We start from the raw sequence: 25,571 nt of genomic DNA, 5'->3' as shown, positions 1-25,571 counted from the left end.
TTCAGCCAGGCAGCGGCTTCACGAACCGCCCGCCCTTCAGGATCGCGTGTAGGCGACCCTGGTCCTGCAGAATCGTGATGTCCGTTGTGGGATCGCCGTCCACGACGACGAGGTCGGCCAGCTTCCCGACCTCGATCGTGCCGACATCGTCCCACCCCGTCATCGCGCCGCCGTTCTTCGTCGCCCACCGCAGCACGGTCTGCGCCGGAATGCCGGCGTAGCGCACATAGACTTCGAGTTCCTTCGCATAGTCTCCGTGCGGAACGCCGACGGAGCCAAAGTCATCCCCGGTCGCGATCCGCACGCCGGCCGCATCGGCCTTTGCCAGGACCGAACACATGTAGGCGAACTCCTGCCCACCGGCGGTTCGATATTCGGTCTTTCCTTCCTCGGCAGGGTCGCCCATCAGCTGCATCATGCAGAGCGGGAGGTACAGGCTCGGCAGGATGAACGTCTCCGTCTTCACGATGCGCTCGATGCACTCGTCGTCGAGACCGTCGGCGTGATCGATGATGTCGACCCCCGCATCGAGACACTGCAGGATCGCACGCTTCCCTGCAGCGTGCGCTCGGACACGCGCGCCGCGGCCGTGCGCCGCCTCCACGACGGCGTCGAGTTCCGCCGCTGTCATCGCGACGTGATCCTGCGGGCGCGAAACGTAGTGTCCGCCACTCGCGAACACCTTTAGCATCTCGACGCCTTGTTTGATCTCGTCGCGAACCGCGTGGCGGAACTCGTCCGGACCATCACACACCCGGGCCGCTGCCGTGTTGGATACGTGCATGTAGCCCGGCCGGTTGTCGGTCGTATCCCCGGTTGTCACGAGATCGTGACTCGACGGGACGACTCGGGGGCCTTCGAGGAGGCCGTCTTCGATCGCATCACGGAGCGACGGGTCGACATCCCAAGCGGCGCTCGCCCCCACGACGCTCGTGAAGCCCCAGAGCAGCGCGCAACGGGCGTTCTCGGCGGCGATGTAGCCATGGTAGATCGGTGCCTTCTCGAAGCCGAACACCCACTTCTGGGCTCCGATGTCGCGGTAGGTCGAGTGGAAATGGCCCTGGACCATCCCCGGCATGAGGGTCCGCCCGCCGAGGTCGATCTGCTGCCCGTCTGTCGGCACGGATGGCGGGTCTAGAGCCGCAATTCTGCCGTCCTCGACGACGACGGTCGCTCCGGCGCGCGGCGCCGAGTGTCCGTCAAACAAGTTCGCATTCGTAAAGACGATCCGATCCACTCGAGGTCCTCCCCGCGGTCACTCTACGTGGAACGACGGTTCGATCGCCACCCGGCGGAATTGCATATGGGCGGCGGAGTCGTGCTACGAAAACCCATGGCCTACAACAAGCTCCTAGACGACCTCACACTCGACGAGAAGGCACTCCTGACCGCCGGGGCCGACATGTGGAACACGGTCGCGATCGAGCGCCTGGGAGTCCCAGCCCTGAAGATGACCGACGGGCCCAACGGCGCCCGTGGCGACGCCCTCCTCGGTGCCGGCGCCGCCACCGCCGCCTGCGTTCCCTGCGGATCCGCCCTGGGCGCGACCTGGAATCTGGAGCTCGTTCAGAAGATCGGAGCGATGCTCGGCGAAGAGGCACGCACCAAGTCCTGCCGCGTTCTGCTCGCCCCGACCATCAACATGCACCGCTCACCTCTCGGCGGACGAAGCTTCGAGTGCTACTCGGAGGACCCGCTCCTCTCCGGCCAGACCGCCGCGGCCTTCGTCCGCGGGGTCCAGTCCTACGGTGTCGCGGCGACGGCCAAGCACTTCGTCGCAAACGACGCGGAGTTCGAGCGCTACAGCATGAACTCGGTGGTCGACGATCGAGCCTTGCGCGAAATCTACTTGCTCCCGTTCGAACTCGCCGTCCGCGAAGGCGGCGTCCTCGCCATCATGACCGGCTACAACCGCGTGAACGGCACCTACTGTTCGGAGAACGACTGGCTCCTCACGAAGGTGCTCCGCGACGAATGGGGATTTCGCGGCATCGTCATGACCGACTGGTTCTCGGCCGGGGACACGGCCGGCTCGTCGCGCGCCGGGCTCGACCTCCAGATGCCCGGGCCGGGTCGGTTCTTCGGTGCCGTGATCGCGGAGGCCGTCCGCAACGGCGAGCTCGAAGAGAGCGTCGTCGACGAGATGGCGCGGCGGATTCTCGGCGTGGTCGACCAACTTCGCGCCTGGAAGGATTCCGCCGACAAGCCGGAGCGCTCCGAAGACAGGCCCGAGCATCGCACCCTCGCCCGGCAGGCCGCGTCCGAGTCCATGGTGCTGCTCCGCAACGATGGGCTCCTTCCCCTCGACGCGTCCACGCTCGGCACCGTCGCGCTCGTCGGCCCCAACTGGGGCCGAGCGCACATCATGGGCGGAGGGTCCGCCGCGCTGCGCCCCCACTACCGGGTGCCGGCCCTCGAGGTGATGCAGGAACGGCTTGAAGGCAAGGCAACCCTCCTGCACCACCGGGGCTGCGATATCGACCGGACGGCGCGACCAATCACGCGGTCCGTCCTCACGACACAAAGCGGAGAGCCCGGCCTCGCGGTCGATCTCTTCACCAACCTCGACTGCGAAGGCGAGCCCGCCGCCCACCTCGTCTACGACGACGCCCGCCTGATGTTCTTCGGGTCGCCCGCAGACGGCATCGCCGCCGACAATTTCTCGGTGCGAGCCACGGCGCGCTTCACCCCCGACGTTTCGGGCGCGCACGTCTTCACGCTCGTACAGGCCGGACAGGCGCGAGTGCTGATCGACGGAAAGACCGTACTCGACGGTGTCTCCGTCCAGCCGCCGCGAGGAACGCAGTTCTTCGGGATGGGCAGCGAAGAGATCGAAGCCCGGGTCGACCTCGAAGCCGGCCGGAGCGTCGACCTCATGATCGAGTACAGCACCCGTGACTCGTTCCTTCTGCGCGGTGCCCAAGTCGGACACCGCCCACCCGTGGAACAGGACATGGTCGGGAAGGCAGCCCAACTCGCGGCCGACGCCGACGTCGCGATCGTGATGGTCGGCACGAGCGACGAGTGGGAGTCCGAAGGGCACGATCGGCGCTCGATGGATCTCCCCGGCGACCAGGATGAGCTCATCCGGCGCGTGCGCGCGGCGAATGAGAAGACCATCGTCGTCGTGAACACCGGCTCGCCCGTCACCATGGATTGGGCCGACGACGTCTCCGCCGTCCTGCATTCCTGGCTCGGAGGCCAGGAGATGGGCAACGCGATCGCCGATATCCTTCTGGGCGAAGCGGAGCCGGCCGGACGACTTCCCACCACGTTCCCCGAGCGGCTGGAACACAATCCCTCATACGGGAACTTCCCCGGCGAGAACGGCGAGGTTCGATACGGCGAAGGCGTGTTGGTCGGGTACCGGTGGTTCGATACCCGGAAGATACCCGTCCGCTACCCCTTCGGCCACGGCCTCTCCTACTCCACGTTCGAGATCAGCAAGCCGGAACTCGCCTCGAGCGGCCATGCGCCGGGCGGGCCCCTGCTCCTTCGCGTCTCGGTCAAGAACACCGGCAAGCGACGCGGCGCCGAGGTCGTCCAGGCCTACGTCGCCCCGAAGCGGCCGCGACTCGTTCGGCCGGAGAAGGAGCTGAAGGCGTTCGCGAAGGTCTGGCTCGAGCCCGGCCAACGCGCGACGGTTACGATGTCATTGGAAGATCGTGCGTTCGCGTACTGGGACCCCTGTGCGCCGGACCAAGCCGCGCTGAAAGAAAAACTCGGGGCGATCGCGAACATGCTCCCCGGTGGCGTCGCGGACGCCGAACGCACGGAGCCCGGCTGGTACATCGACGCAGGCGACTACGAGATTCGGGTCGGCCGATCGTCGGCCGACATCGCACACACGATTCCCCTCACGATCACAGAGGACGCCTTCCTTTCGGCGAAGGGGCCGACGGCCGAGTCGTGACCAAGTGGATCGTACGGATCGCGCTCGCGGCGGCCGACGGCGTGGGCATCGACCCCCTCGACGCGCCCGCTCCAATCGACGTCGTCGACCGAATCGCGCCGCGACCATCAATTCCTACCCCGAGGAGTTCCGCGAGCGCGTGATCGGATTCTTTGATCGTTCGCTCCACGGCGGCTCCTGAAATCCTTCGGAGGTTCCATGCAGGTCCCACTCCTGATCAACGAATTCCTTCACCGCGCCGCGCGGCTGTACTCCGACAAAGTCGCGATCATCGACGGCGAGCAACGGTTCACCTACACGCAGTACCAAGAACGCGCGAACCGCCTTTCGAATGCGCTGCTCGCGCTCGGCGTGAAGAAGGGGGACCGCGTCTGCATCCTCTCTCCGAACTCGCACTTCTTCCTCGAGAGTATCTACGGAACCAGTCAGATCGGAGCGATTCTCGTCCCCCTGAACTACCGCCTGGTGCCCGAGGACCACGAGTACATTTTGAACCACGCCGGCGTGAAGGTCGTCCTGGTGGATCGGGAACAGACGTCGGTGGTCGACCAGATCCGATCGAGCCTCTCGTCAGTCGAGCACTGGATTTCGGCATCGCAGCCGAACCACGAACCGGCGGCGGAGGGCTGGCAGGATTGGGAGACGCTGGTCGCGGCGGCGTCGGACGCGGCACCCCCGACACAAGAGTTCGATGAGAACGACGTCGTGTCGATCAACTACACCTCCGGAACCACGGCTCGGCCCAAGGGCGTGATGCTGACGCACCGCGGCCTCTATCTGAACGCATACAACCTGATCGCGCACCTCGGCATCGAGCACCACGACGTCGAACTGTGGACGCTCCCCATGTTCCACTGCAACGGCTGGGGCGGCGTGTACGCCCTCACCGGCGTCGGCGGCACCCATGTCGTCCTGCGCGCCGTCGACGGCGGCGATATCTGGCGCCTCATCGAAACCGAGAAGGTCACGTTTGCGTGCATGGCGCCCGCCGTCCTGCGGGCGGTCCTCGACTACCCCGACGCGAGCAAGCACTCGATCACAACCCGACCTCGATTCGTCGTGGCCGGCGCGCCGCCCCCCTCCGCCTTCATCCAACGACTCGAGAAAGAGCTCGGCTGGGACTTCATCCAGATCTACGGCCTTACGGAAACGTCTCCCCTTCTCACCGTCTCCCGGCCGGATCATCACACCGAGAAGGAGAACTGGCCTCGGCGATCTCGCGCCGGCGTCCAAGGACTCGGCGTGGAGATCGTCCTCCTCGACGACGACGGCAACGAGGTTCCGCAGGACGATGAGACCGTCGGGGAGGTCTGCGCCCGCTCGAACGTCGTCTTCGCCGGGTACTGGGAACAACCGGAGGAAACCGCCAAGGCGATTCGGGGCGGCTACTTCCACACCGGCGACCTCGGCGTCTGGGACGCGACCCGGAGCATCCACATCGTCGATAGGAAGAAGGACGTCATCATCTCCGGGGGCGAGAACATCAGTTCACCGGAGATCGAGGACGCCCTCTTCCAACATCCGGCCGTACTCGAGTGCGCGGTAATCGGCGTCCCCCACGAAAAATGGGGCGAGACTCCGAAGGCGCTCGTCGTGCTGCGCCCCGGGGAAGCTGCCACCGCAGACGACCTGATCGCCTTTTGCCGCGAACGGCTCGCGCACTTCAAGTGCCCAACCTCGATCGACTTCCCGGCGGAACTGCCCCGGACCGCGACCGGGAAGCTCCAAAAGTACCGGCTGCGCGAGCAATATTGGGGAGACCGGCGGAAGGTGAACTGAGGCCGGCGACCGCTGGCGCGTGGCCTCGCGCCAGCGGAAAAGCCTTCGTTCGCCTCACGCAAGAACGAAGGCTAGAATCGCTCCGTGCCGATCGTTCTCGACCTCTGTGCCGGCCTACCCGAGCGCCAACTGGCGCCCGGTGAAGTCCTCCTCAAGGAAGGCGACTCGACCAAGAAGGAACTCTTCATCCTAGCCGAGGGCTGCCTCGAAGTCGTCAAGGGCGAGGAAATCTCGATCACGATGATCACCGAGCCGGGCTCCGCCATCGGAGAAATCTCCGTGCTCCTCGGCATTCCGTTCAGTGCCTCGGTGCGCGCCGTTGAGCCGACGCGCTGCTTCGTTGCCGCCGACGGAGAAGCGTTCCTCCACGCACACCCGGAAGCGACCTTCGCCGTGGCGAAGCTCCTCGCGCGTCGCCTCCACCTCGCAACGACGTACCTCGCGGACATCAAGCGGCAGTACGAAGACCACGATGCGAGTCTCGCCATGGTCGACCAGGTCCTCGAAACGTTCGTCCATCATCACGAAGACGAGAACCAGGACGTCGAACCCGGCTCCGACCGCGAGCGCGAACCCAACTACTGAAGAGCGACCAAAAGCCGGACCCAAGATAGCTCACGACGACCTGGCGCGGACCCTTCTTGGGTCAGGCTCCTAGTACGGCAGTTCACGGGGCGTCGCCGTCGCGTTCGGCCCGACCAGATCCACGATCTCCGAACCCGCGAGCGAATGCCACGTGGCCGAGCCGTCTTCGGTATCGAATACGATGTGACACGGTACGGGGCCGATCTGCTTGCCGGCGTTGAAGACCCACGTCGACCCGATCCGATCGACCCACGAACCACCCTTGCGGAAAGGCGACTGGTGGATGTGGCCACAGAGCACGACGTCCGGCGAGTGCTCCTGGATCCACTCGATGAGCGAGTCGTCGCCGAAGTGCTTGGTTCCCGCCCAACTCGTCGGCGAGTCGGACGGCGGGGCGTGGTAAACCCACACCCAGGGTCCGGTCCTTCGCGCCGCATCCCGAGCGAGCTGCGCTCCGACTTCTTCCCGACTACTGGGGCCGTCCCACCAAGCGCAGACGGACACGAGCGCCCCATCCAGCTCGAGGCAGTCGCCGTCCGTCGGGATGCCGGCGTGGCGGACCTGAGACATCCAGCGCGCCACCTTCTCTCCGGCTTCGTTTCTTCCGTTTAGATCGTGATTGCCGGACGAAACGACGAGGCGAGTGTGTTCGTGAAGACGCTTCAGATGGTTCAACACGACCACGAGTTGGCCCTGCAGGGGCACGGTCGAGACGATGTCGAGATGATCGCCCGCAAGGACGACGACGTCGAAGTCCGGTGCGACCGCATGAAGCCAATCGAACTGCTTCAACGTGTAGTGCAGGTCCGCGACGAGAAGGATCTTCATGGTTCCGACAGGAACTCTACGATACGCGAGAACGCAGTGCGATCCTGGAGCAGGAACATGTGCCCGCCATCGAAGAACGCGAGTCGAGAGCCGGAAATCTGCGACGCGAGCGCTTCCTGGTTCTCCGGGGGCGCGATTCCATCTCTCTCGCCCGCGCAGATCAGGGTCGGCACATCCAGCCCGGGAAGCCGATCCCAGGTGTCGTGGCGGCTTCGGGCGTCGAGCTGCAAGCGGGCCCCCGTGAGCGCAGCCGCGTCGTCCGGCGACGGCTGCCGCTGAACAACGAACTCGATCATCGCGTTCGCCGCTTCGGGGTTCTCGCGCTGCCACGCCTTGTCGTTCGCCCGGTCGCTGATCGAGATCTGCGTGCGGGCTCGCTCGCGCGGGTCGAGATCTCCGAGCCCATGGAGCGGGTACGATGCGCCTCCCCGGCCCCCGCTCGACGTGCACGCCAGAACCAGACGGCGAACGCGCCCGGGGTGTCGCAGCGCGAGTTCCTGCGCAACCATGCCACCGAACGAAACACCGATCACGAGCGCGCTGTCCCACCCAAGGACGTCAAGGAGCCCGGCAACATCGTCACCGTAGTCCTGCATCTCGTACGGGCCCTCGGGCTTGCTCGTACGCCCGAGGCCACGCTGGTCAAAGACGAGCACTTCGAACTGCTCAGGTAGCGGGCCGTCGAGGACACCCAGCCCCTGACGCAAATCGCCTCCAGTGCCGCCAATGAAGAGCAAACGGGACCCGGCGCCGGCGACCTCGTAGTAGATATCGATGTCGCCGACGGCAGCGATGGGCATGGGCCGAGCCTCCTACGCGTTAAAACCGGTGGGAGATCTCGACGCCCATGGTGCGCGGCTGCGCCCAGTAGCGCGTCACCACACCGATCGTGCGCGGAATCGCGACCGTCTCCTGGAAGTACTCGTGATCCGTCATATTCGTGCCCCAGAAAGCGACCTGCGACTGGTTGTCATTGAAGTCGTAGGCGATCCTAACGTTCACGATGTTCCGGTTCGGCTCGAGCACCTCGGGCAACTCTGGTACCCAGTACTGCGTCTGGCTCTGGAACGACCAGTCGACGCGCGGCGTGACGTAGCCGTCGAGCCACGTCGGGCCGAACTCGGGAAGCTCGAGCGAGTACTGCAAGCCCAAGTGTGTCTGCCAGCGAGGTACGAACGTAATCTGCTGACCATCGCGGTCGAGCGGTGCGCCCGTCCGCGCGTTCTGTGCCCCCGGGAAGCCTCCGAAAACGCCGTTCAAGAAGCCCATCGATCCGTCGATGCGGAGGTTGTCGATCGGGTTCGTCAAGAACTCGACCTCAACGCCCTTGGTCGTCGAGTCGGCCGCGTTTCGGGTCAGGACGTCCGTCTGATTGACGCCCGACGGCGTCGGATACGAGATGATCTGCGGAACCTGTTGGTCCTCTCGCGCTGCATAGAAGACGGCAACGTTAAAGCTGAGCCGCCCGTCGAAGGAGATCGTCTTCGCGCCCAACTCGTACGAATTGATGAACTCCGGCAGGAACGGCTGGATGGACTCCGGGTTCTCCGTCCGAGCGCCACCGTTGAAACCACCACCACGGAAACCGCGGGAATACGTGAAGTACCCCATCAGATGCTCGAGAGGAGCATCGTCGAGCCACTCCTGGGGCATCGTCAGCGCCAGACTCGCCATCGGCGTCCAGGCGTCAAACTTCGCCTTGCCTTCGAAGTCGACCGAGATGAAGGGACTACCGACAGCCGGCGCGTACGGCGACATCAGAAGCCGCCCCAGTCTCTTGGTTTCCTCGGTGTACCGGACGCCAGCGGTCAGACTCGACCAATCCGTGAAGTCTGCGGTCGCCTGACCGAAGAGCGCCCAGTCGTTGTTCTGCGTGTTGACCAGGTTGTTACTGAGGCCGAGGGCGAGCACGTTGGCTTGCAGCGCGCTGTCCGAGTTCTCGAAGAATCGGAATCCACTGTCAGTGCGGGCCCGCTCCCAGAATAGGAAAGCGCCGCCGACGAAGTTGATCTTCTCGTCCCAAGCGGCGCCATTCACCTGCAACTCGGTCTGAATCTGGTTCTGCCAGTTCGGACTGCCGTTGAACTGGCTCCCGCCCCCGCCCGCGGTCGAAGTGATCGCGACCGGCGACGCAGTGCCATCGAGGTCGTCACGGTTTCCTGCGATCTGCTGCCGCCACGCACCGGTCAACCTTATGGCGAGATCATCGAGATAGCCGACGGACCCGAAGTCGTAGTTCGCGTTACCCCAAACGCCATAGCTCTGAATGGAGGTGAGCCGCGCCACGTCGGACTCGCCCTCGAACCTGCCCGACTCATTGCAACGACGCTTGAACTGCTCGCCGGTCTCCGGCGAATAGACGATGCCTATTTGATCGCTGAAGGCCGGCTCGATGACGCGACACTGCCCGCCGAGGCCCTTGGTGTGCGAGACCGAATAGGAACCCGTCATATCGAGCGTAAAGTCCTCATTCGGCACGAAACGCGACGCGACCATGAAGTTCTGCGAGTTCCGATCGGAGAGCTTTTCGCCGTTCAGAGTGTTCGTGAAATAGCCATCGCGTTGGAACGAGGCGAAGTTGAGCCGCAGGAAGAGCTTGTCTTCGATGACCGGCAAGTTCAGCATCGCCCGACTGTCGAAGGTGCCGTACGAGCCAGCCCGAATCGACGCAGAGGCCGAGAGCTCCGGCTGCGGCTTCACGGTCGTGATGCTGACCGCGCCACCCACCGAGTTCTTGCCAAAGAGCGTCCCCTGGGGCCCCCGAAGCACCTCGACCTGCGCGATGTCGACGATGTCGAGAACCGAACCTGCATTCCGCGACAACACGACGCCATCGACGTACAGCGGCGTCCCCTGATCGTAGTAGGCGAACGGGAAGTTGCCGACACCGCGGGTAACGATCGAGATGGTCTGCCCGCTGCCGGTCCGGAAGATCGTGAGGTTCGGAACGAGATTCTGGATCTGGTTCAACTGAGTCGTGCCGGTATCTTTCAGCATCTCGTCACTGAGAACCGTGACGGAGATCGGCGTCTCCTCGAGGAGTTCTGCGCGACGCCGCGCGCTGACGATGATCTCTTCGACCCTCTTCCCTTCGGATGGCGAAACGCCGGCCGATGCCGCCCCACCCTTGTCGATTTGCTCGGCGATCGCAGCCTCCGCCGACGATTCGTCGTCACGCCCGGGCGCCGTCGTACCGAGCGACTCCTCGACCTGCTCGGCCGATCCCTCGACGGGCATCGGCGAATCATCGACGACTTGTGCGCCGACCGCCGTCGCGACACTCAGGCAAGCGAAGACCGCGCAAAATGCAAATGGAAGGGGGGTTTCTCTCGACATCGCCGCTCCTCAATCCCCGGCTCGTGCCGGGCATGTGTACATGAGTCCTGTGCGTGCACTGCGGTGGCCTAGCGTGACTGCGATGCCCTCAAGTATCGCCGTCAATCCGAGCGTTCAAGGCACGCGCCACCATTCGCCAGAAACTTGGGAGCGCTGCGTCAATCTCACATGCTAAGACAGCCGGATGACTACTCCGGGCACGAACGAACAGCGAATCGACGGCAAGGTCGCGATCATCACGGGGGGGTCCCGCGGGATCGGATTCGGAATCGCGAGAGCGTTCCTCGCAGCCGGCGCGAAAGTGATGATCACGGGCCGCAAGGAACAGGCGCTCGAAAAAGCCGCGAAGGAACTGGGCGGAGACATCGCCTACCGGGCCGGCCACGCCGGTCGACCCGAAGACATCGAAGCCTGCGTCGAGGCGACCATCCAGCAGTTCGGCCAGGTCGACATCCTGGTGAACAATGCCGCTACGAACCCCTACGCCGGAGCCACCATCGACGTCGACCTCCCGCGCTGGGACAAGACGTTCGAGACGAACCTTCGTGGGCCGCTCGTGTGGACGCAGACGGCCTGGCGGAGGAGCATGCGCGAGAACGGCGGCTCGGTCATCAACATCTCGTCCGTTGGCGGCCTCTCCACGAATCCCATCCTCGGCGTGTACGACGTCACGAAGGCGGCGCTCATCGCCCTCACGCGACAACTCGCCGCCGAACTCGCACCGAGCGTCCGGGTGAACGCGATCGCACCGGGCTTGATCAAGACAGACTTCGCCCGGGTCCTGTGGGAAGGCGATCGGGGAGACGACGTCGCAAAGAGTTATCCGCTGAAGCGTCTCGGCGAGGTGGAGGATATCGCGAGCGGGGCCCTCTTCCTGGCCGCAGAAACCAGCGGCTGGATGACCGGGCAGACGCTCGTGTTCGACGGCGGCGGGCTGATCAAGTTCTCGACATGAGGCGCCGCTCGGTCATATCTGCCAACGCGAGCGGACCGGGCGTATAGGAGGCGTCGGCAGGAATGCCCGCACCGCCAACACCATTACGCGGAGATCGCAGAGTTCGTATGTACCCGGGCTGAACGTCGGGTGTCCGCCCGGGCGAACCGTCACCTTCAAGTACTGCCCAGGCCTGAGCACGAGCGCCTCGCCGTCATGCACCTCATGGCTGATGAGCCCGCAGCTGACGGGCCACGACGCGGGTTAGTGCGCCGGATGGAACGGGCTTGGCTCGATGAGGACTTCTGTGTCGTACAAGGGCGGAGAAATCGGCGCGACCAACATCCCGTTGACGATCGTGGCCGCCGGCTTGAAGCTCAAGCGATTGGCGTGGGGCCGTGGCGTGACTCGCGGGGTTGGGCGCCCGCAAACACGACGGTCGTAACGACGAACAGTGCGGCGAGAAACCCGCCCGCCAGTCGGCAATTGGGCGTGGTCGACGAGGGCGAAGTCAGAGTGCGGCTCATGCGTCGGTCCTCCGGTGGAAGTGGCTGCAGGAAAAAGGTGTTTCGGAGCCAAAACGCGGGAAGCCATCCCGCGAAGGGACTCGTTGAAACAGGAGCCCCCTATGACACGTGCGTTGAATAGCGGGGTCCCGTGGCCCGGGTCAAAACCCAGACAAAAACTGTCTCACGAACAGGGCCGAAAAAGAGCCGGTGGACCTCCGCAGGCCGGTCTGGCATCTCCCCGTGGACGTGACTATCTCGGACCAGGCCCCGGCCTCCATCAGCGAACGGCTCGGAACGTGGGGGGCCGCCCTTCTCGCAACGGCGATGCTCGCGGCCCTCCAGATGTCCTTTCCCGGACTGTACGACCTCGATAGCTATTTCCACGCACGCGCCACGACCGACCTCGCCGTGCACGGAGTGCAGACCAAGTTCCCTCAGGCTGCGTTCAGCACATGGGCCGAGGTGTACAGCGACAAGGACTTCCTTTTCCACGCCATCCTCACGCCGCTCATCAGCCACGACTCGCTCGTACAAGGCGGCAAATGGGGCGTGATCGTATTCGACCTGCTGCTCTTCCTCTCCGTCGCGTTCGCAGTGCGGAGCCTCCGCATGCGATTTGGATTCGTATGGGTACTGCTGCTCGTGGGAGCGAGCGCCTACTACGTCACTCGTTTGGTTTCGCTGCGTCCACACATCTTCGGTTTGGCCTTCGTCGCGGTCGAGATCGCCCTCGTGGCGCGCGACCGTTGGAAGGCGCTCTTCGTCGTGAGCGCGCTACACGTATGGGCTCACAGCTCGTTTCCCATCGTGGCGGCGCTCTACGGAATCCGCCTGCTCGTGGCGCTGCTCCAACGTGAAACGTGGCCCATCCGATCGGGCGTCGCCATCGTCGCGGGCTTCGTGGTCGCGTCACTCGCGCACCCCTACTTCCCAAACAACCTCGACATTGCCTACGCGGTCGTCTTCCGACTCGCGGGACATCTCTGGGGAGGCGCTGCCGAAATCCCCACCGCGGCTTTCGGCAGTGAGCTACGCCCGATGGGAATGCCCACGTTCCTGCTCGCGGCGCCCGGCTGGGTACCGGCGGCACTCGGGCTAGTCGCGATGGTGTTTGCTCGACGCGGCCGCGGCTGGTCGACCCGGGACTTGTTCCTGCTCTTCGCGACGCTGGCGTTCACGGCGCTAGCCTTCGCCTCGCGCCGCTTCCTCGACATGTTCGTGCTCTCCGCCGTGCTGCTGGCAGGCGGCCTGTGGACCACGCTCTCCGCCGACCGCTCATTGCGCGAGCTGATCGTATCCAAGCCGGTCCTCGCTGGCGGTAGCAGCGTCGCCGTCGCCGCCTGTCTGGTGTGGGGACTGACCGTCGCGTGGACGGATCTCCCCGAGAGCTTCGCGAATCAGAGTTACGCGGACATCTTCCGTCCGACCGTGGCCCAGCTCGACTTCTTCGCCGACCCGCAGGACGTGGTCTACCACCCCACGTGGCGCGAGTTCTCGTTCCTGTACGCCTTCCGTCCGAACGGGCGCTACATCTCGGGGCTGGACCCGATGTTCCTACACGCGAAGAGCCCGGACCTCTTCAAGAAGAGCTGGCGTCTCTCGCGCGGCTTCTCGAAGCAGCCCCACCTTGTCCTGGCCCGAGACTTCGGCGCACGATGGGTCTTCGTCACGACCGAGAAGCGTTTCACCGCCTTCCGGCGGCTCCTCGCCCGAACCCCCGGCATCGACCGCGTCTTTGAAGGACCCGGTGCGGAGATCTGGGCCGTTGCGCCACTCGAGCCCCCCACGTGAAACGCGGAGACGTCGGTTCAGCCACCGAGCTGCTTTACCGCGGCGACGTAGAACATGTTGTCGCCGGCGTAGAGCCAACCCTCCACCGCATACTTCTTCCCCTTCACCGCGCTCTCGATGGGGTCGAGTCGATGCTGTGGCCCGAGGAACTGAAGCATCGGCGGGAAAATGTGGTTCACGAGCATCATCCCCGGGTCGCTCCCCTCGTACGAGCCGACGTCGGTGATGTGGAAAAAGAACTTCTTGTCGCCGACCGTGACCGCGAGGCTCTCGGGGCCACCGGCCGTATCCTTCGCCCACGGGGTGAAGGTGCCCACGAACCGCACCGTCATCGGCGCGCCGAGGCCCATGGTCTGGGCCGCCACCGGCCGCACTTCGGCGAACGCCGCTAGGCACAGCAGCACCGCCACAAAAATTGCCGCCATCGTCCTCTGTCTCACGGCTACCCCTCTCCGGTCAGCGAGCCGGCATTGGCTCGAACCGTCGTCATCCACCGCCACGCGACCCGGGTCAAGCGACGGTCCGGACGCTCTCCTAGGGGAACGCCGGGTCGATGTCATTCGCAATCAACACCGGCTGCGTTCCGCCCGGAGTCGTCACAGCCAGCTTGTACGACCCTCCGCCGCAACCATTCGCGAGGTCCGCTTCGACCACCAAGTAGAAGGTCCCCGAGAACGGGAAGCGACGCTTGAACGCCGAGCGCTGCTGGGAGCAAGCGTTCGACACCACCTGCGTGTTCATCACGGTGCTGGTGCCATCCCTCGAGAGGTACGTGAGCTTCGGCTGCAGACCGGAGACTCCTCCGAGATCGTCCAGGAGCTTCACGCGAACGGTGATCTCGTCGAGCGATGACAGTGGTCGGAGTCATGGCGCGTCGGATCATCGTCCCTCCCTCCAGAGCCCAGGACACCAGTGGTCTTTGAAGGGATGCTTCCACGCACCCCAAGCGGGTGGCACGCCTTATTCGCGAACCAACGCGAACTCTTCAGGTACTGCGCGTATCCTCGAGCCAATCCGGCAGTTCGATCGGAGGATTCGGGAGTTTCTCGACCCCACGCTCCGCCAGAAGCTTGACGAAGCCGTCGGGATCCGCCGCCCAAGAGCGGGGGTCGCCCATCATTACCTCGAACAGCTCGACCCCTTCCGGCCCCGCGATGAAGGGACCGAAGGCCGCACCGTGCTCGAGCGTGATGTGCATGCCCTTCGTGCAGCGAACGTCCCCACAGGTCATCTCACCTTCGAGCACGTACAGGATATGGTCGCTGTTGTGGCCGTGCTTGTGGATCATCATCCCCGGGTCCCACTTCGCGTGAAGCGTGAGGAACTTCGGGGTAAATTCGAGCCACTTCTCGCGCACTGACATCCGACGTTCCCCGTCCTGCAGGGCGCGAACCTCGTGCCACTTCTCCTCGTCTGCGTGCCGGAACTTCACCTCGGGCATGTCGATCTCCTTCGTACATCAGATGAAGGAGACTGAAACGCGGACCGGCCGCCGAGGCAAGCCGGGCTGCCCCCAAACTCGGCGGGCGCGACTCCGAGACGCCGGCTGATGTTCACGATCGGGGCACGGGAGGCGCGACGAGAGTGACGATTAAACAAACCGCCGAGACTAACGAACGTCCCTACCGGTCAAGCGGCGGCGTGAGCGCGGCGGGCCACAGAGGCCGCGGGGCGCTCGAAGACCATCCGGCGGACGGCCGAGCATCGGGGGTCGGCGCAGGGCACGACGTACCACCGATAAACCCCGGCGGCGCCGCCCGCGTCTTCGATGTGGAAAGCTGCGGACCAGGGAGATCGCAGCCGGCCAGAGGAGTAGGCCGTGACCGCGGTGCAACCGGGCGAATGCGTACCGTCTTTTGGGAGTTCCATTCCGTGATTCCCTCCGAATGGGCCGACCCGTGGGCCGGCCACATCCGTAGGACGCACGACGAAAGTGGTTTGTTCAACTCAGCGGAGTCTGAACCGCGAATCAGGGGACGTAGAACCCACCCAACGGCAGAAACATCTCGTTCTCGGTGCTCTCGCCGCCGGTGATCCGGCAGGCATCGCACCAGCCGTCGCCGGCGCCCGGGCTCGTGTCACACGAGGCATCGTCGTTCTCGCCACTGCAAGGCTCGCCCACCATTCCGTCGTTGACGCACGCCACCGGGCGACAACGTCCGGGCACACCCGGCAGGAACACGCTCTGCGGCAGGTTCGAGAAGCGCGTGACCTCGTCGACGTTCGGCGAGCCATCCGGATTGCGACCGTTGTTGTAGAGCGAGCAGAACGTAAGCGTCCGCTCGGCCGGGTCCTCGGAGTCGAAGACCATGGGCGGAGCGAAGCTCAGGTTCAAAGGATCGTTGTACACGAAGCTCTCATAGATCCGCGTGCCGTCCGGGAGATCCGCCGTGAAGTACTTGCCGCGCCCGTGCGTGTGCGAGCCCAAGGCGTAGAGATGGGCGTTCTGCGGAAACGTGTAGTCGCTGCAGAGCGTCGACTCTTCGAAGGGTGCCGCGTCGGGGCCGAAGATGTTCCCGATGTCGAAGATGCCGCTCGTCTGGATGTCGGCATTGTCCGGGCCGGCGAAGTAGACGTTCACACGCGCATTCATCATGTGATCCTTCGTCGTGAGATTGAACGCGTGCGGGTTCCAGACGATGATCCCGCGCACCGGCATCGTAGAGAAGACCCCGGCAGGGAATTCGCGGAACGACTGCGCCGCCTGCGCGCCGCCGGGCAAGCCTTCGGTGTCGAGGAAGCCCAGTCCCCGAGGGCCGAAGTTGAAGCAGGCGAAACCATCGACGAAGCCCGTCGCGCAGTTGCCGCCACCGCCGCAGGCCGCGAGATCCAGCGGGTCGCACGACTCACCATCCTGCGCGCCACCCTTACAGGTCCACGGACCGAAGTCGGGATCGTAGATGTCGACGCGATCGGTGCTCGCATGGCTCACGAGCATGTGGTGGCTCTGTGCGTCCTGCCGCATCTCCTCGGACCAGTAGCGGAACCGGGTTCCGCCCGCGGTGAGCGCATCGGCGGGAACCTGATCGGAGATGTCGTAGTACGATGCGAAACAGCCCTCATGCTCGCTGGCGGCCGGAAGAAGCCACGGCGGCATGACGAGCTGGATGCCTTCGCCGGGCCCCGGCGCCGGCAACGGCGTGATCGTAATGGGCTCGATCTCGGGCAAGCAGCCGTCGACCAGCTCTTCGGTCTCGAGGCTCGTGCCGGTCTCCGGCGCGCCGCCGTAGATCCACCGGCGCAGAAGCTCGAGCTCGTCCTCACTGATCGCCGGGCCCCCGCTCGGCATCGGCGTGCCGACGTTGCCGTACATATCCGGGAGAGTCTTCGCAGCAAGCTTCAGCCAGAGGTAGCTGCGGTCGTTGTCACCCGGCGTGATGCGATCGAACCGGAACCCGGTCGACGACGCTTCGACGAGGTTCGCGTGGGCCACGTCCGGTCGGAGATCGAGACCACCCGCCGCGCTGCTCCCGTGACACACTTCCGTGGCACAACCGTGACGCGCGAAGATGATCTCCTGCACGGCTTCCCAGGTGCTCCCGTAGCTCTGACCGTCCTCACAGGGCTCCGCCGGGGGCTCGGTCGGCGGCTCCACGGGCGGCTCCGGCATCTCTGTGGGCGGACTCGTCGTCGTACCGGAACCGCCGGAACCGCTGCTGCCACAGGCAGAAACGAAGCCGGTGAGGAGGAGGAGGACAACCACCGCACGCAAATGGTCTCGCATCCTTAGAAAATGGGGGTTGGCACCGCTGTGGTCAAATCAGTTGGGCCGAACGCTCGCTCAAGCCCGCTTTCCGGGCCCGGGGAGCAGCCAACGGCCCCCACCCGGAATCCTTGGTTTTGCAGCCAGTTCGTGTGCATTTGCCGCATGCCTCAGTTCGAACGCTCGTCATTCGGAACTCTCTTCTGCCTGGCCCTGGGCCTGGCGGCCCTACTCCCGGCGATCGCCGGAGCTCAGACCGCCCCGTCCCAGATGGTTGAGGAGATCCAGACGCCGACCGACACCGGCGGGATGGAGAGCGAGTCGGGCGCCGAGGAAGCCCAGGCAGACGTGATCGAGAACGAGGGTGCGGCGGCGGCCGGACTCAGCCCTCGCGCCGGCCGAACGGTCGAAGAGATCGTCGTTTCCGCACGGAAACGTGAGGAGCTTCTCGAGGACACCCCCGTGTCCGTCAGTGCGCTCGGGCAAAACCTACTGCGCGAAACGCAGGTGCAGAGGATCGAAGAGATCGAGTACCTCGTCCCGAACCTGAGCTTCCGCAACGGCCGGAACGGGCAGGACGCGAACGTCTACATCCGCGGCGTCGGCACGCAGGACGAGAGCCTGTTCTTCGATCAAGGCGTCGGCGTGTACGTCGACGGCGTCTACCTCTCACGTTCGCAGGGCTCGATCATGGACATCGTCGACATCGCCCAGATCGAGGTACTGCGTGGCCCGCAGGGCACGCTATTCGGCAAGAACACCGTCGGCGGCGCCGTGAGCATTACCACGCAGAAGCCGACCCCCGAGCCCCATGCCTTCGCGATGGTCCGCGCCGGCAACTACAACCTCGTTCAAACGCGAGGGATGATCAACATCCCGATCATCGACGACATGCTGTACTCCCGTTTCAACGTCGCCTCCACGAACTCGTCGGGCTACACCTACAACTCCTTCCTCGACGAAGACTGGGGCAACCAGAACAACCTGAACTTCTACGGCGCGTTGCGCTTCGAACCGACCGACGACATCACGCTCGACATCGCGGGCTCCTGGGTGAAATCACACTTCAAGCCTCGCGGCGGCGATTGCGTCTTCCAACGTCTCTCGAATTTCGAAGGCATCCCCGGCGCCCCGACGCAGGGCTACTACGACTACTGCAGCCAGCAAGAGGATCCGTTCACTTTCGAATCCGATGTCGCCACGATCACCGGCATCGAGAGCTACGGGGCATGGGGCACGCTCGCGTACGACATCGGCGACATCGACGAGCTCGGAATCGAGGACTTCACACTGAAGGCGATCGGTTCGTGGCGCGAGCAGTTCCCGAAGTACCGCGAAGACGTCGACATGAGCCGCTACGATCTCTGGCGCTGGTCGTCCACGAACAAGGGCGGCGACATCGGGGAGACGAACGGAACTCCCGGCTTCCAGCAGCAAACCAGCTTCGAGCTTCAGCAGAACGCGACCGCCTGGGACGGCAAAATTCAGTGGGTGACGGGCGCGTTTCTGTACTGGGAACACGCCAATTCCGAGTTCGACTTTCGGGTCTTCCCCGGTTCCGGCGTCATCGGCGCAATCGGCGGCGCGAGCACGCGCAGCATCATCGCAACGGACAACTTCAACTGGGCACTCTACGGCCAGGCGACGGTCGACTTCACCGACTGGCTCTCCCTCACCGGCGGTCTACGGTTCACGCACGAAGACAAGGAGGCGTTCCGCTCGCTCACGAACCTCCTGTTGTGCGAGAGCGGCTCGCCGCCGCCGTGCACGGCCACGGACCCGCCGCAGCTGCGCGCCTACATTCCCGGCGACACAGTCAGCTTTGAGCGCTGGACCCCGATGGGCACTCTCGCGATGCGCCTCCCCGAAGAATACATGCCCGACGCGATGGACCATCTGATGGGGTACTTCACGTACTCGCAGGGCTTCAAAGGCGGCGGCATCAACGCCGGCGCACAGACGATGGACCCGGCGGAAGCATCGGAGTTCGCCCCCGAGGTGCTCGACTCCTTCGAGCTCGGCATCAAGACGATCGGCTTCGACCGCCGGGTCCGCGCGAGCCTCGCGGTGTTCTACGGCGACTACACCGACCTCCAGCTCCCGACCGTGCAGCTGCAGCCCTGTCCTCCCGACGAACCGGACTGCATCAACCAGGCAATCGTCATCATCGACAACGCCGGCAAGGCGCGAAACCAGGGCGTCGAGTTCGAACTCCAGGCGGAGCCAGTCGATGGCCTGCAAGTTCTCGGCTCGGTCGGCTACCTCGATGCCAAGTTCACGGAGTACCAGGCGGTCAACATCGTCACGAACGACCCGATCGATCGCGACGGCGAGCGCCTTCCGTTCGTCCCCGATCTCCAGACGCACCTCGGCATGCAGTACTCGATGCAGGTCGCCACCGAAGACCTGCCTCCCTGGATGCAGGGCTGGCTCACTCCGCGCGTCGACTGGGCGTACACCGCGGCCGTAAAGAATTGGGGCCGCGAACTCACGGGCGGAACCCAACCTGGCTACAACCTGGTGAACCTCCGACTCGGCTACACCTTCAACGACGACCGGTCCCAGCTGGCCCTGTGGTCGAAGAACGTGGCGAACGAGACCTACTTCGACGAAGTGTACGCCGTTCAGGCCCAGATCCTCGGGACGATCTCGCGGTTCTACGGCTGGCCGCGGACGTTCGGGGTGGAGTTGAGCCACAACTTCTAGCCCGGGCGGCCCGGCCCGATTCTCGTTGTTTGATCGATCGTTCTCCTGCAGGGTCGGTCCAGCCCGCACCCAACCACCGGCCCGACAGAGAAAGAGAACGAGGGGAATGGATGCGACGCTCCGCGCCAGCCAGGAACGGTTGGAGGTCGACCTCGAGAACAGCACCATCCACGCCAGCCCGACCACGGCGGCACTCATCGGCCTGACACAAGGAGGGCGAACCGACCGACTTCGCGAGTTGGCAGAGCCGGCTCCATCCCGACGATCTCGAATGGGATACCGCGCGTTTCCAGACCACGGGCGCGGACCAAAGAGACGAGTTCGCCGCCGACCTCCGGGTCCGGCACCGCGACGGCAGTTACCGATGGAGCCGCCGGACCGATCGCCGAACGCATGCAGCAAGTCTCGCTGGCAACGGAGCGCGCCTCCGAACTCACCCGGCAGATGTTGGTCTATGCCGGTCGCGGTGCGACCGAGCCCAAGGTGCTCGGACACGGGGGGGCGGGATGACGCCGCAAACCCGACTCAAGATGTCCGTCCCCTTCTTCACGACGAAGCCCACGGGCCGCGGGCTCGGAATGGCCATCGTCATCGGCGCGGTGACCGGGCACTGCCGCAAAGCGTCCGGCAGTCGGACGCGTCTAGCCGGTAACCGCACAGGCGCAGCAGCAGGCCCGGTAGGCCACGGATCCAGTGCACCGCCGTCGATCTAGAGCCTTCCCTCGCCCTCCGCGGGTCTGATACAAACAGCGGGCCCTGTCGCGCGCCCCGAACGCGCTGCACCACTTTCTTCTCGTCGGGAACTCAAATCATGGACAAGCCCACGGTACGCTTCGCAGCCAGGCTCCTCGCCTGCGTGGTCCTGCTCTCCCCGGTTGCCGCCTCGGCCTTCCAAGGGGAGATCACGACCTACGCGGGGGCGGGCTCGGGCGGAGAAACCGGCGACGGTGGTCCCGCGACCGTGGCCAAGATCCAGGGCCCCGGCGGGCAGGCCATGGATGCAGCGGGCAACCTTTTTTTCGCCGACACCGACAACCACCGGGTCCGGCGGGTCGATGCCTCGACCGGGGTCATCACCACCGTAGCGGGCAACGGCTCCCAGGGCTTCTCCGGCGATGGAGGCGCGGCTACCGCCGCCCGACTCCGCTTCCCGCACGGTGTCGCCGTCGCGACCAACGGTGACTTCTACATCGCCGACAGCGACAATCACCGAATTCGTTTGGTAACCGCGGCCACCGGCGTCATCACCACCACGGCCGGGGACGGGAACGAAGGAGCTTCCGGTGACGGAGGGCCTGCCACGGCGGCCAGCCTAGACGAACCCTTCGACGTCGCCCTCGACGCGAGCGGCCGGCTCACGATCGCCGACACAGGCAATCACCGCATCCGCCGCGTCAGCGCGGCCGGCATCATATCGACCATCGCCGGCACCGGCAGCGGCGGATACGGCGGCGACAATGGCCCCGCTACGGCGGCGGATCTCCATAGCCCCAGCGGCATTGCCTACGACATCTCCAGCGACCTGTTCATCGCCGATACCGAGAACAACCGTGTTCGAAAGGTCGACATCTCGCTGGGCACGATCCGTACGTTCGCCGGTGACGGCAGCAGCGGATACGGCGGCGACGGCGGCAGCGCATTGAACGCGAAGCTCAAGAAGCCGGGTGCGGTCGCTCTGGACGCCGACCGACATCTCTACATCGCGGACACGCAGAACAATCGCCTGCGCCGCGTCGAGCACGGAGCCGGTGTCATCATGACCATCGCCGGCACCGGCCTCGCAACCTACGACGGCGACGGCGTAGCCGCTGTCAGTGCTTCCTTGCGCAACCCGGCCGGGATCGTCGTGAGCGCAACCGGCGACGCTTTCATCGGCGATACCGGGAACCACCGTATCCGCCGCGTCGAAGACCCGGCGTTCACCGAATGCGGGGACGGCGTGCTCGAGATCGGCGAGGAGTGCGACGATGGCAACACATCAAGCGGCGATTGCTGCTCGTCGTCCTGCAAGACCGAGTCGGCCGGGACGCAATGCCGCGCGGAAATCGACGCCTGCGACGCCCCCGAGGTCTGCGACGGTGTCGCTTCGACCTGCCCCACTGACTTCGTCCGCCCCGCGGGCACCATCTGCCGCACCGCGGCCGGACTCTGCGACATCGCCGAGACTTGCAACGGCCTCAGCGTCAGCTGCCCCGCCGACGCGACCGAGGCTCCGGGGACCGTCTGTCGCGGCTCCGCCGGCACGTGTGATGTCCAGGAAGTCTGCACCGGTGCTACCATCTGCCCCTCGGACTCATACGTGAGCGGCGAAACAACCTGTCGGGCTTCAGCGGGTACGTGCGATCCCGCCGAAACGTGCACCGGCGCCGGCCCCGCCTGCCCCGGCGACGCGCTCCACAATTCGTCTACCGTCTGTCGTCCCGGGGTCGACCTTTGCGACGCCATCGAGCTCTGCAGCGGCGCCGATGCCACATGTCCCGCCGACGGCCTGCACGCCGCCGGGACCGTCTGCCGTAGCGTCGCCGGCGTCTGCGACATCGCCGAAATCTGCGACGGACTCATCGTCGCGTGCCCGTCCGATGCGCTCATCCCCGCCGGAACCCAATGCCGCGCCTCGACCGACCTCGGATGCGATCCCGGCGAATCCTGCACTGGCGCGAACGCGTTCTGCCCGGGCGATTACATGGAGTCCGACGGCACGATCTGTGACGATAGCGATCCGTTCACCGAGAACGAGTCCTGCATCGACGGCACATGCGGTTGCCTCGGCGGCGATCTCGATGGCGACACGATCCCGGACAGCTGCGACCTCGAGGACGCTCTGATCGAGGTGAACAAACTCACCGCGCGCTGGGGCAAGCTCGGCAAGGGCCAGGTGTCCGGCAAGGGCACGTTCGAGATCGGACCGCTCGGGCCGTTCGATGTGTTCGACGTGTCCGACGGCCTCACGTTCACTGTCGGCGACGCTACCCAGACGATCTACGCGCAGGTGCAGTTCCTCGCGCAGGAGTGCGGGACCGCGCCGAACGGTTCGGTGAAGTGCAAGACCACCGACAAGAGCGCGAACGCAAGCTTCAGGCGGAAAGAGGTTTCCGAAGGAATCTTCGAGTACAAGTTCAAGTTCAAGATCGGCAAGCTCGATCTATTGACCGACCTGGCCACGCCGGTTCGTGTCGCAATCGAGATCGGCGTACTCGATCGGACCGGAGAGATCCCACTCTGCTTCCCGAAAACGGCAGGACTACGCTGCAAACAGTAAGAGCGTCACACGTCACACGAAGCACGCGGCGGCGGCAGCCGCTGTAGAAACGGCGACTGCGCGCCCAAGGTCGCTCGCCCTGGCACCAGGCGGTAAAATAGTTCCTGTCCGCCGAAGATCGGACGTGGTGCGACAAGGCTCCTTTGCGAAGCCGCTTCCCCGCCGCTCCCTAAGTAGGAGTCCGCCCCAAGCATGATTCGCTCGGCCCAAAGTTCGACCCCTACCAAAAGGACCGCCCGCCTCCTCCTGGGCGCCCCGACCCTCCTGCGCTACCGCCCAAAGCGTTGATTCCACGGGGCGGATGGCCCCACCTCGGAATGCCGTGGATACTCACCTGATGTATCCGATGACTTCCAGGGTCCGCCTGCGAACGGTTGCGGAATCAGAGGCCAGGCGATGTGTAGAATCGCAAGCCTCGCTGCGCGCGATGGCTAGAAGGTCATCGAGCAGATGGCCGACGCCCTCATCCACCGGGGACCGAGGGCATCCTCAGCCGCAACGACTCGGCTTCCGTCGAGATCGTGGACCCGGCGGCGGACGAAAAGCTCGTCGCTTCCCTGCGTCGCCGCACGCGGGCAAACAACCGGGCCGTCACGGAGGCTATCCAGGCTGCTCCGGCCGCCGAGATCGACTCTGCCGACACGACGGCTCTCTCTCCGATCATGGCGCTCATCGCTCTTGCCGTCCGCATCGACTCCCGCGGCCTGATGCTCTTCTCGCAGCCTCGCGTCGGCCTCAACCGCCGCCGCTTCAACGCCTACAAGTTCAGCACGATGGTGCTGGACGCGCCTGCCCTAAAGGTGCCCCTAGAGCACATGGACGAGGCCGGCGGCCCCTTCTTCAAGGTCGAGAACGCCCCCCCCCCCGCGTGACCCAGGTCGGCCGCATCCTGGGGAAGGCGAGCCTCGACGAGCTGCCGCAGCTCTGGAACGTCGTGCTCGGCGAGATGAGCCTCGTCGGCCCGCACCCTCTGCCGGTTCGCGACGTCGACCGGATCGACGTCCGTTGGCATCGCCGCCGCTTCAGCGTGAAGCCGAGCCTCACCACTCTATGGCAGGTGCGTAGTCGGACGCCTCAGTTCGACGCCTGCCTCGGCTCCGACATGGAATACGTCGACAACCGGCCCTTCGGTCTGGACCTCCAAATCCTCCCGCAGAAGACCCCGGCCGTCCGCTCCGGCCACGACGCCCACTAATCAACGCATTCCCCCACCAAAAACCTCAACTCCCAATAAAATTATGACGACTTCTCCAGTGACCGTGATCGTTCCTGGTTTCGATGAGCAGGATGGGATTCCTGCGCTTCTCGCACGCCTCGAGGCGCTGCGAGAGGGCCCAGCCCACGATTGCCACTTCCTGTTCGTGGACGACTGGAGCAGCGATGGCACCTTCGCAAAGCTCCTCGAGGCCTCGCACGATGCCGATTGGATGAGCGTCGTCCGCCACCCGAGAACCTCCGGTTGGTCCGGAACTCGGCGGCCGCTGCGACCGGCTGAGGCAAAGGGAGGGTCATGAGAAACGCTGCTCGAATTCACGCTACCGCGATCATCGAGCCCGAGGTCGAAATCGGACCCGGGAGCAGCGTCTGGGACGGCGTCCACGTCCATGGCCCGAGCCGGATCGGCGAGCAGTGCGTCGTCGGTGAGAAGACGTACATCGCGTGCGGCGTCGAGATCGGCTCGCGCGTGAAGATCAACGCGTCGGTCTACGTTTGCACCGGCGTACGCATCGAAGACCGGGCGATGATCTCGGTCGGGGTTGTCTTCACGAACGATCGACATCCGCGCGCCTTCGATCCGGAAACGGGCGAGCTCCCCTCTTCCGACCCCGATGAGAACACGCTCGCTACCGTCGTCGGAGAGGGCGCAACGATAGGTGCCGGCGCGATCATCGGACCGGGAATCCGAATCGGAGCGTACGCGATGGTCGGGATGGGCTCCGTCGTCACCCGCGACGTGCCCGCGTACGGCCTCGTCTTCGGGAATCCCGCGCGCAACCAAGGCTTCGTTTGCCTCTGCGGGACCCCTCTGGGCCGATCGCAGAAGTCGGGACGCTACCGCCAACCGGGCGAGGCCTCGTGTGAGCAGTGCGGAAGGAGGCTTGCTGCGTGAACGTCGGCCTCATCGCACCAGAGCCGCTTTCGGCCCTCGGCGTCGCGGTAATGCGCGACCTGGAGCGGATCCCACTCGCGCCGGTCTGCGCGACCGTCCGGCCCACCGGATCGGTTCG

At 65.1% G+C, this 25,571-nt stretch carries 20 protein-coding genes and 1 pseudogene; 12 read left to right on the top strand and 9 right to left on the bottom strand.

Features of this window, described 5'->3' with window-relative positions; genetic code table 11:
* Position 1 precedes the first annotated feature (1 nt).
* Positions 2 to 1,237 (bottom strand): amidohydrolase family protein, encoded by a 1,236-nt coding sequence (locus P8R42_18695; GenBank protein MDG2306637.1) that lies wholly within the window; start codon positions 1,235 to 1,237, stop codon positions 2 to 4.
* Positions 1,238 to 1,333: 96 nt separating this feature from the next.
* On the opposite strand from P8R42_18695, the gene P8R42_18690 reads away from it, so the two are divergent.
* The 3 genes from P8R42_18690 to P8R42_18680 all read left to right on the top strand — a co-directional run bounded on the left by P8R42_18690 (position 1,334) and on the right by P8R42_18680 (position 6,277).
* Positions 1,334 to 3,913: a glycoside hydrolase family 3 C-terminal domain-containing protein gene (locus P8R42_18690; GenBank protein MDG2306636.1), complete on the top strand. Its 2,580-nt coding sequence runs from the start codon at positions 1,334 to 1,336 to the stop codon at positions 3,911 to 3,913.
* A 198-nt stretch (positions 3,914 to 4,111) separates the two neighbouring features.
* Complete coding sequence (locus P8R42_18685; protein ID MDG2306635.1) at positions 4,112 to 5,692, top strand: long-chain-fatty-acid--CoA ligase; 1,581 nt, start codon at positions 4,112 to 4,114, stop codon at positions 5,690 to 5,692.
* An 84-nt stretch (positions 5,693 to 5,776) separates the two neighbouring features.
* Positions 5,777 to 6,277 carry a cyclic nucleotide-binding domain-containing protein gene (locus P8R42_18680; GenBank protein ID MDG2306634.1) on the top strand — a complete coding sequence of 167 codons (501 nt, stop codon included), beginning with the start codon at positions 5,777 to 5,779 and terminating at the stop codon, positions 6,275 to 6,277.
* Positions 6,278 to 6,346: 69 nt separating this feature from the next.
* On the opposite strand, the gene P8R42_18675 is transcribed toward P8R42_18680, so the two are convergent.
* The 3 genes from P8R42_18675 to P8R42_18665 are packed head-to-tail and all read right to left on the bottom strand — an operon-like array spanning position 6,347 to position 10,441.
* Positions 6,347 to 7,105, bottom strand: coding sequence for a metallophosphoesterase (locus P8R42_18675; protein ID MDG2306633.1), 759 nt, complete (start codon positions 7,103 to 7,105; stop codon positions 6,347 to 6,349).
* Positions 7,102 to 7,905 carry an alpha/beta fold hydrolase gene (locus P8R42_18670; protein ID MDG2306632.1) on the bottom strand — a complete coding sequence of 268 codons (804 nt, stop codon included), beginning with the start codon at positions 7,903 to 7,905 and terminating at the stop codon, positions 7,102 to 7,104. Before P8R42_18670 ends, P8R42_18675 begins: the two co-directional genes overlap by 4 nt.
* A 19-nt stretch (positions 7,906 to 7,924) precedes the next feature.
* Positions 7,925 to 10,441, bottom strand: a complete 2,517-nt coding sequence (locus P8R42_18665) for a TonB-dependent receptor (protein MDG2306631.1) — start codon at positions 10,439 to 10,441, stop codon at positions 7,925 to 7,927.
* Positions 10,442 to 10,625: 184 nt separating this feature from the next.
* On the opposite strand from P8R42_18665, the gene P8R42_18660 reads away from it, so the two are divergent.
* Positions 10,626 to 11,396: an SDR family oxidoreductase gene (locus P8R42_18660; protein MDG2306630.1), complete on the top strand. Its 771-nt coding sequence runs from the start codon at positions 10,626 to 10,628 to the stop codon at positions 11,394 to 11,396.
* A gap of 356 nt (positions 11,397 to 11,752) precedes the next feature.
* Here the strand turns inward: P8R42_18660 and P8R42_18655 are convergent, their stop codons facing one another.
* Positions 11,753 to 11,902: a hypothetical protein gene (locus P8R42_18655; protein ID MDG2306629.1), complete on the bottom strand. Its 150-nt coding sequence runs from the start codon at positions 11,900 to 11,902 to the stop codon at positions 11,753 to 11,755.
* A gap of 189 nt (positions 11,903 to 12,091) precedes the next feature.
* Here P8R42_18655 and P8R42_18650 point away from each other — a divergent pair, with 189 nt between their 5' ends.
* Positions 12,092 to 13,675, top strand: coding sequence for a hypothetical protein (locus tag P8R42_18650; protein MDG2306628.1), 1,584 nt, complete (start codon positions 12,092 to 12,094; stop codon positions 13,673 to 13,675).
* 17 nt (positions 13,676 to 13,692) lie between these two features.
* Here P8R42_18650 and P8R42_18645 read toward each other — a convergent pair whose 3' ends face one another.
* From P8R42_18645 to P8R42_18630, 4 genes are all read right to left on the bottom strand, one after another.
* A complete protein-coding gene (locus P8R42_18645) occupies positions 13,693 to 14,115 on the bottom strand; it encodes a hypothetical protein (protein MDG2306627.1) in 423 nt (140 codons plus the stop codon).
* Between the two features lie 94 nt (positions 14,116 to 14,209).
* Positions 14,210 to 14,500, bottom strand: a complete 291-nt coding sequence (locus P8R42_18640; protein ID MDG2306626.1) for a hypothetical protein — start codon at positions 14,498 to 14,500, stop codon at positions 14,210 to 14,212.
* 160 nt (positions 14,501 to 14,660) lie between these two features.
* Positions 14,661 to 15,116 carry a hypothetical protein gene (locus P8R42_18635; protein ID MDG2306625.1) on the bottom strand — a complete coding sequence of 152 codons (456 nt, stop codon included), beginning with the start codon at positions 15,114 to 15,116 and terminating at the stop codon, positions 14,661 to 14,663.
* Between the two features lie 528 nt (positions 15,117 to 15,644).
* Positions 15,645 to 17,387 carry a hypothetical protein gene (locus tag P8R42_18630; protein ID MDG2306624.1) on the bottom strand — a complete coding sequence of 581 codons (1,743 nt, stop codon included), beginning with the start codon at positions 17,385 to 17,387 and terminating at the stop codon, positions 15,645 to 15,647.
* A 156-nt stretch (positions 17,388 to 17,543) separates the two neighbouring features.
* On the opposite strand from P8R42_18630, the gene P8R42_18625 reads away from it, so the two are divergent.
* The 7 genes and pseudogenes from P8R42_18625 (at position 17,544) to P8R42_18595 (ending at position 25,453) form a co-directional block, all read left to right on the top strand.
* Complete coding sequence (locus tag P8R42_18625; GenBank protein ID MDG2306623.1) at positions 17,544 to 20,084, top strand: TonB-dependent receptor; 2,541 nt, start codon at positions 17,544 to 17,546, stop codon at positions 20,082 to 20,084.
* A 242-nt stretch (positions 20,085 to 20,326) separates the two neighbouring features.
* Positions 20,327 to 20,446 (top strand): annotated as a pseudogene (locus P8R42_18620) (hypothetical protein).
* Between the two features lie 449 nt (positions 20,447 to 20,895).
* The gene (locus P8R42_18615) at positions 20,896 to 23,343 is read left to right on the top strand and encodes a hypothetical protein (protein ID MDG2306622.1); all 2,448 of its coding nucleotides are present in this window, start codon (positions 20,896 to 20,898) and stop codon (positions 23,341 to 23,343) included.
* A 521-nt stretch (positions 23,344 to 23,864) separates the two neighbouring features.
* Positions 23,865 to 24,215 (top strand): sugar transferase, encoded by a 351-nt coding sequence (locus P8R42_18610; GenBank protein ID MDG2306621.1) that lies wholly within the window; start codon positions 23,865 to 23,867, stop codon positions 24,213 to 24,215.
* Positions 24,212 to 24,538, top strand: a complete 327-nt coding sequence (locus tag P8R42_18605) for a sugar transferase (protein MDG2306620.1) — start codon at positions 24,212 to 24,214, stop codon at positions 24,536 to 24,538. Before P8R42_18610 ends, P8R42_18605 begins: the two co-directional genes overlap by 4 nt.
* A gap of 43 nt (positions 24,539 to 24,581) precedes the next feature.
* Positions 24,582 to 24,857, top strand: coding sequence for a glycosyltransferase (locus P8R42_18600; GenBank protein MDG2306619.1), 276 nt, complete (start codon positions 24,582 to 24,584; stop codon positions 24,855 to 24,857).
* A complete protein-coding gene (locus P8R42_18595; protein ID MDG2306618.1) occupies positions 24,854 to 25,453 on the top strand; it encodes an acyltransferase in 600 nt (199 codons plus the stop codon). Before P8R42_18600 ends, P8R42_18595 begins: the two co-directional genes overlap by 4 nt.
* Positions 25,454 to 25,571: the final 118 nt, after the last annotated feature.

It is taken from the genome of Candidatus Binatia bacterium (assembly GCA_029243485.1).
Classification (GTDB): Bacteria; Desulfobacterota; Binatia; order UBA12015; family UBA12015; genus VGTG01.
This window is presented reverse-complemented; position numbering and strand designations above follow the sequence as displayed.

Coding starts and splice junctions, on each gene's coding strand:
- P8R42_18690 (MDG2306636.1), top strand. CDS start 1,334: ATGGCCTACAACAAGCTCCTAGACGACCTCACACTCGACGAGAAGGCA.
- P8R42_18685 (MDG2306635.1), top strand. CDS start 4,112: ATGCAGGTCCCACTCCTGATCAACGAATTCCTTCACCGCGCCGCGCGG.
- P8R42_18675 (MDG2306633.1), bottom strand. CDS start 7,105: ATGAAGATCCTTCTCGTCGCGGACCTGCACTACACGTTGAAGCAGTTC.
- P8R42_18670 (MDG2306632.1), bottom strand. CDS start 7,905: ATGCCCATCGCTGCCGTCGGCGACATCGATATCTACTACGAGGTCGCC.
- P8R42_18665 (MDG2306631.1), bottom strand. CDS start 10,441: ATGTCGAGAGAAACCCCCCTTCCATTTGCATTTTGCGCGGTCTTCGCT.
- P8R42_18660 (MDG2306630.1), top strand. CDS start 10,626: ATGACTACTCCGGGCACGAACGAACAGCGAATCGACGGCAAGGTCGCG.
- P8R42_18655 (MDG2306629.1), bottom strand. CDS start 11,902: ATGAGCCGCACTCTGACTTCGCCCTCGTCGACCACGCCCAATTGCCGA.
- P8R42_18635 (MDG2306625.1), bottom strand. CDS start 15,116: ATGCCCGAGGTGAAGTTCCGGCACGCAGACGAGGAGAAGTGGCACGAG.
- P8R42_18625 (MDG2306623.1), top strand. CDS start 17,544: ATGCCTCAGTTCGAACGCTCGTCATTCGGAACTCTCTTCTGCCTGGCC.
- P8R42_18615 (MDG2306622.1), top strand. CDS start 20,896: ATGGACAAGCCCACGGTACGCTTCGCAGCCAGGCTCCTCGCCTGCGTG.
- P8R42_18600 (MDG2306619.1), top strand. CDS start 24,582: ATGACGACTTCTCCAGTGACCGTGATCGTTCCTGGTTTCGATGAGCAG.
- P8R42_18595 (MDG2306618.1), top strand. CDS start 24,854: ATGAGAAACGCTGCTCGAATTCACGCTACCGCGATCATCGAGCCCGAG.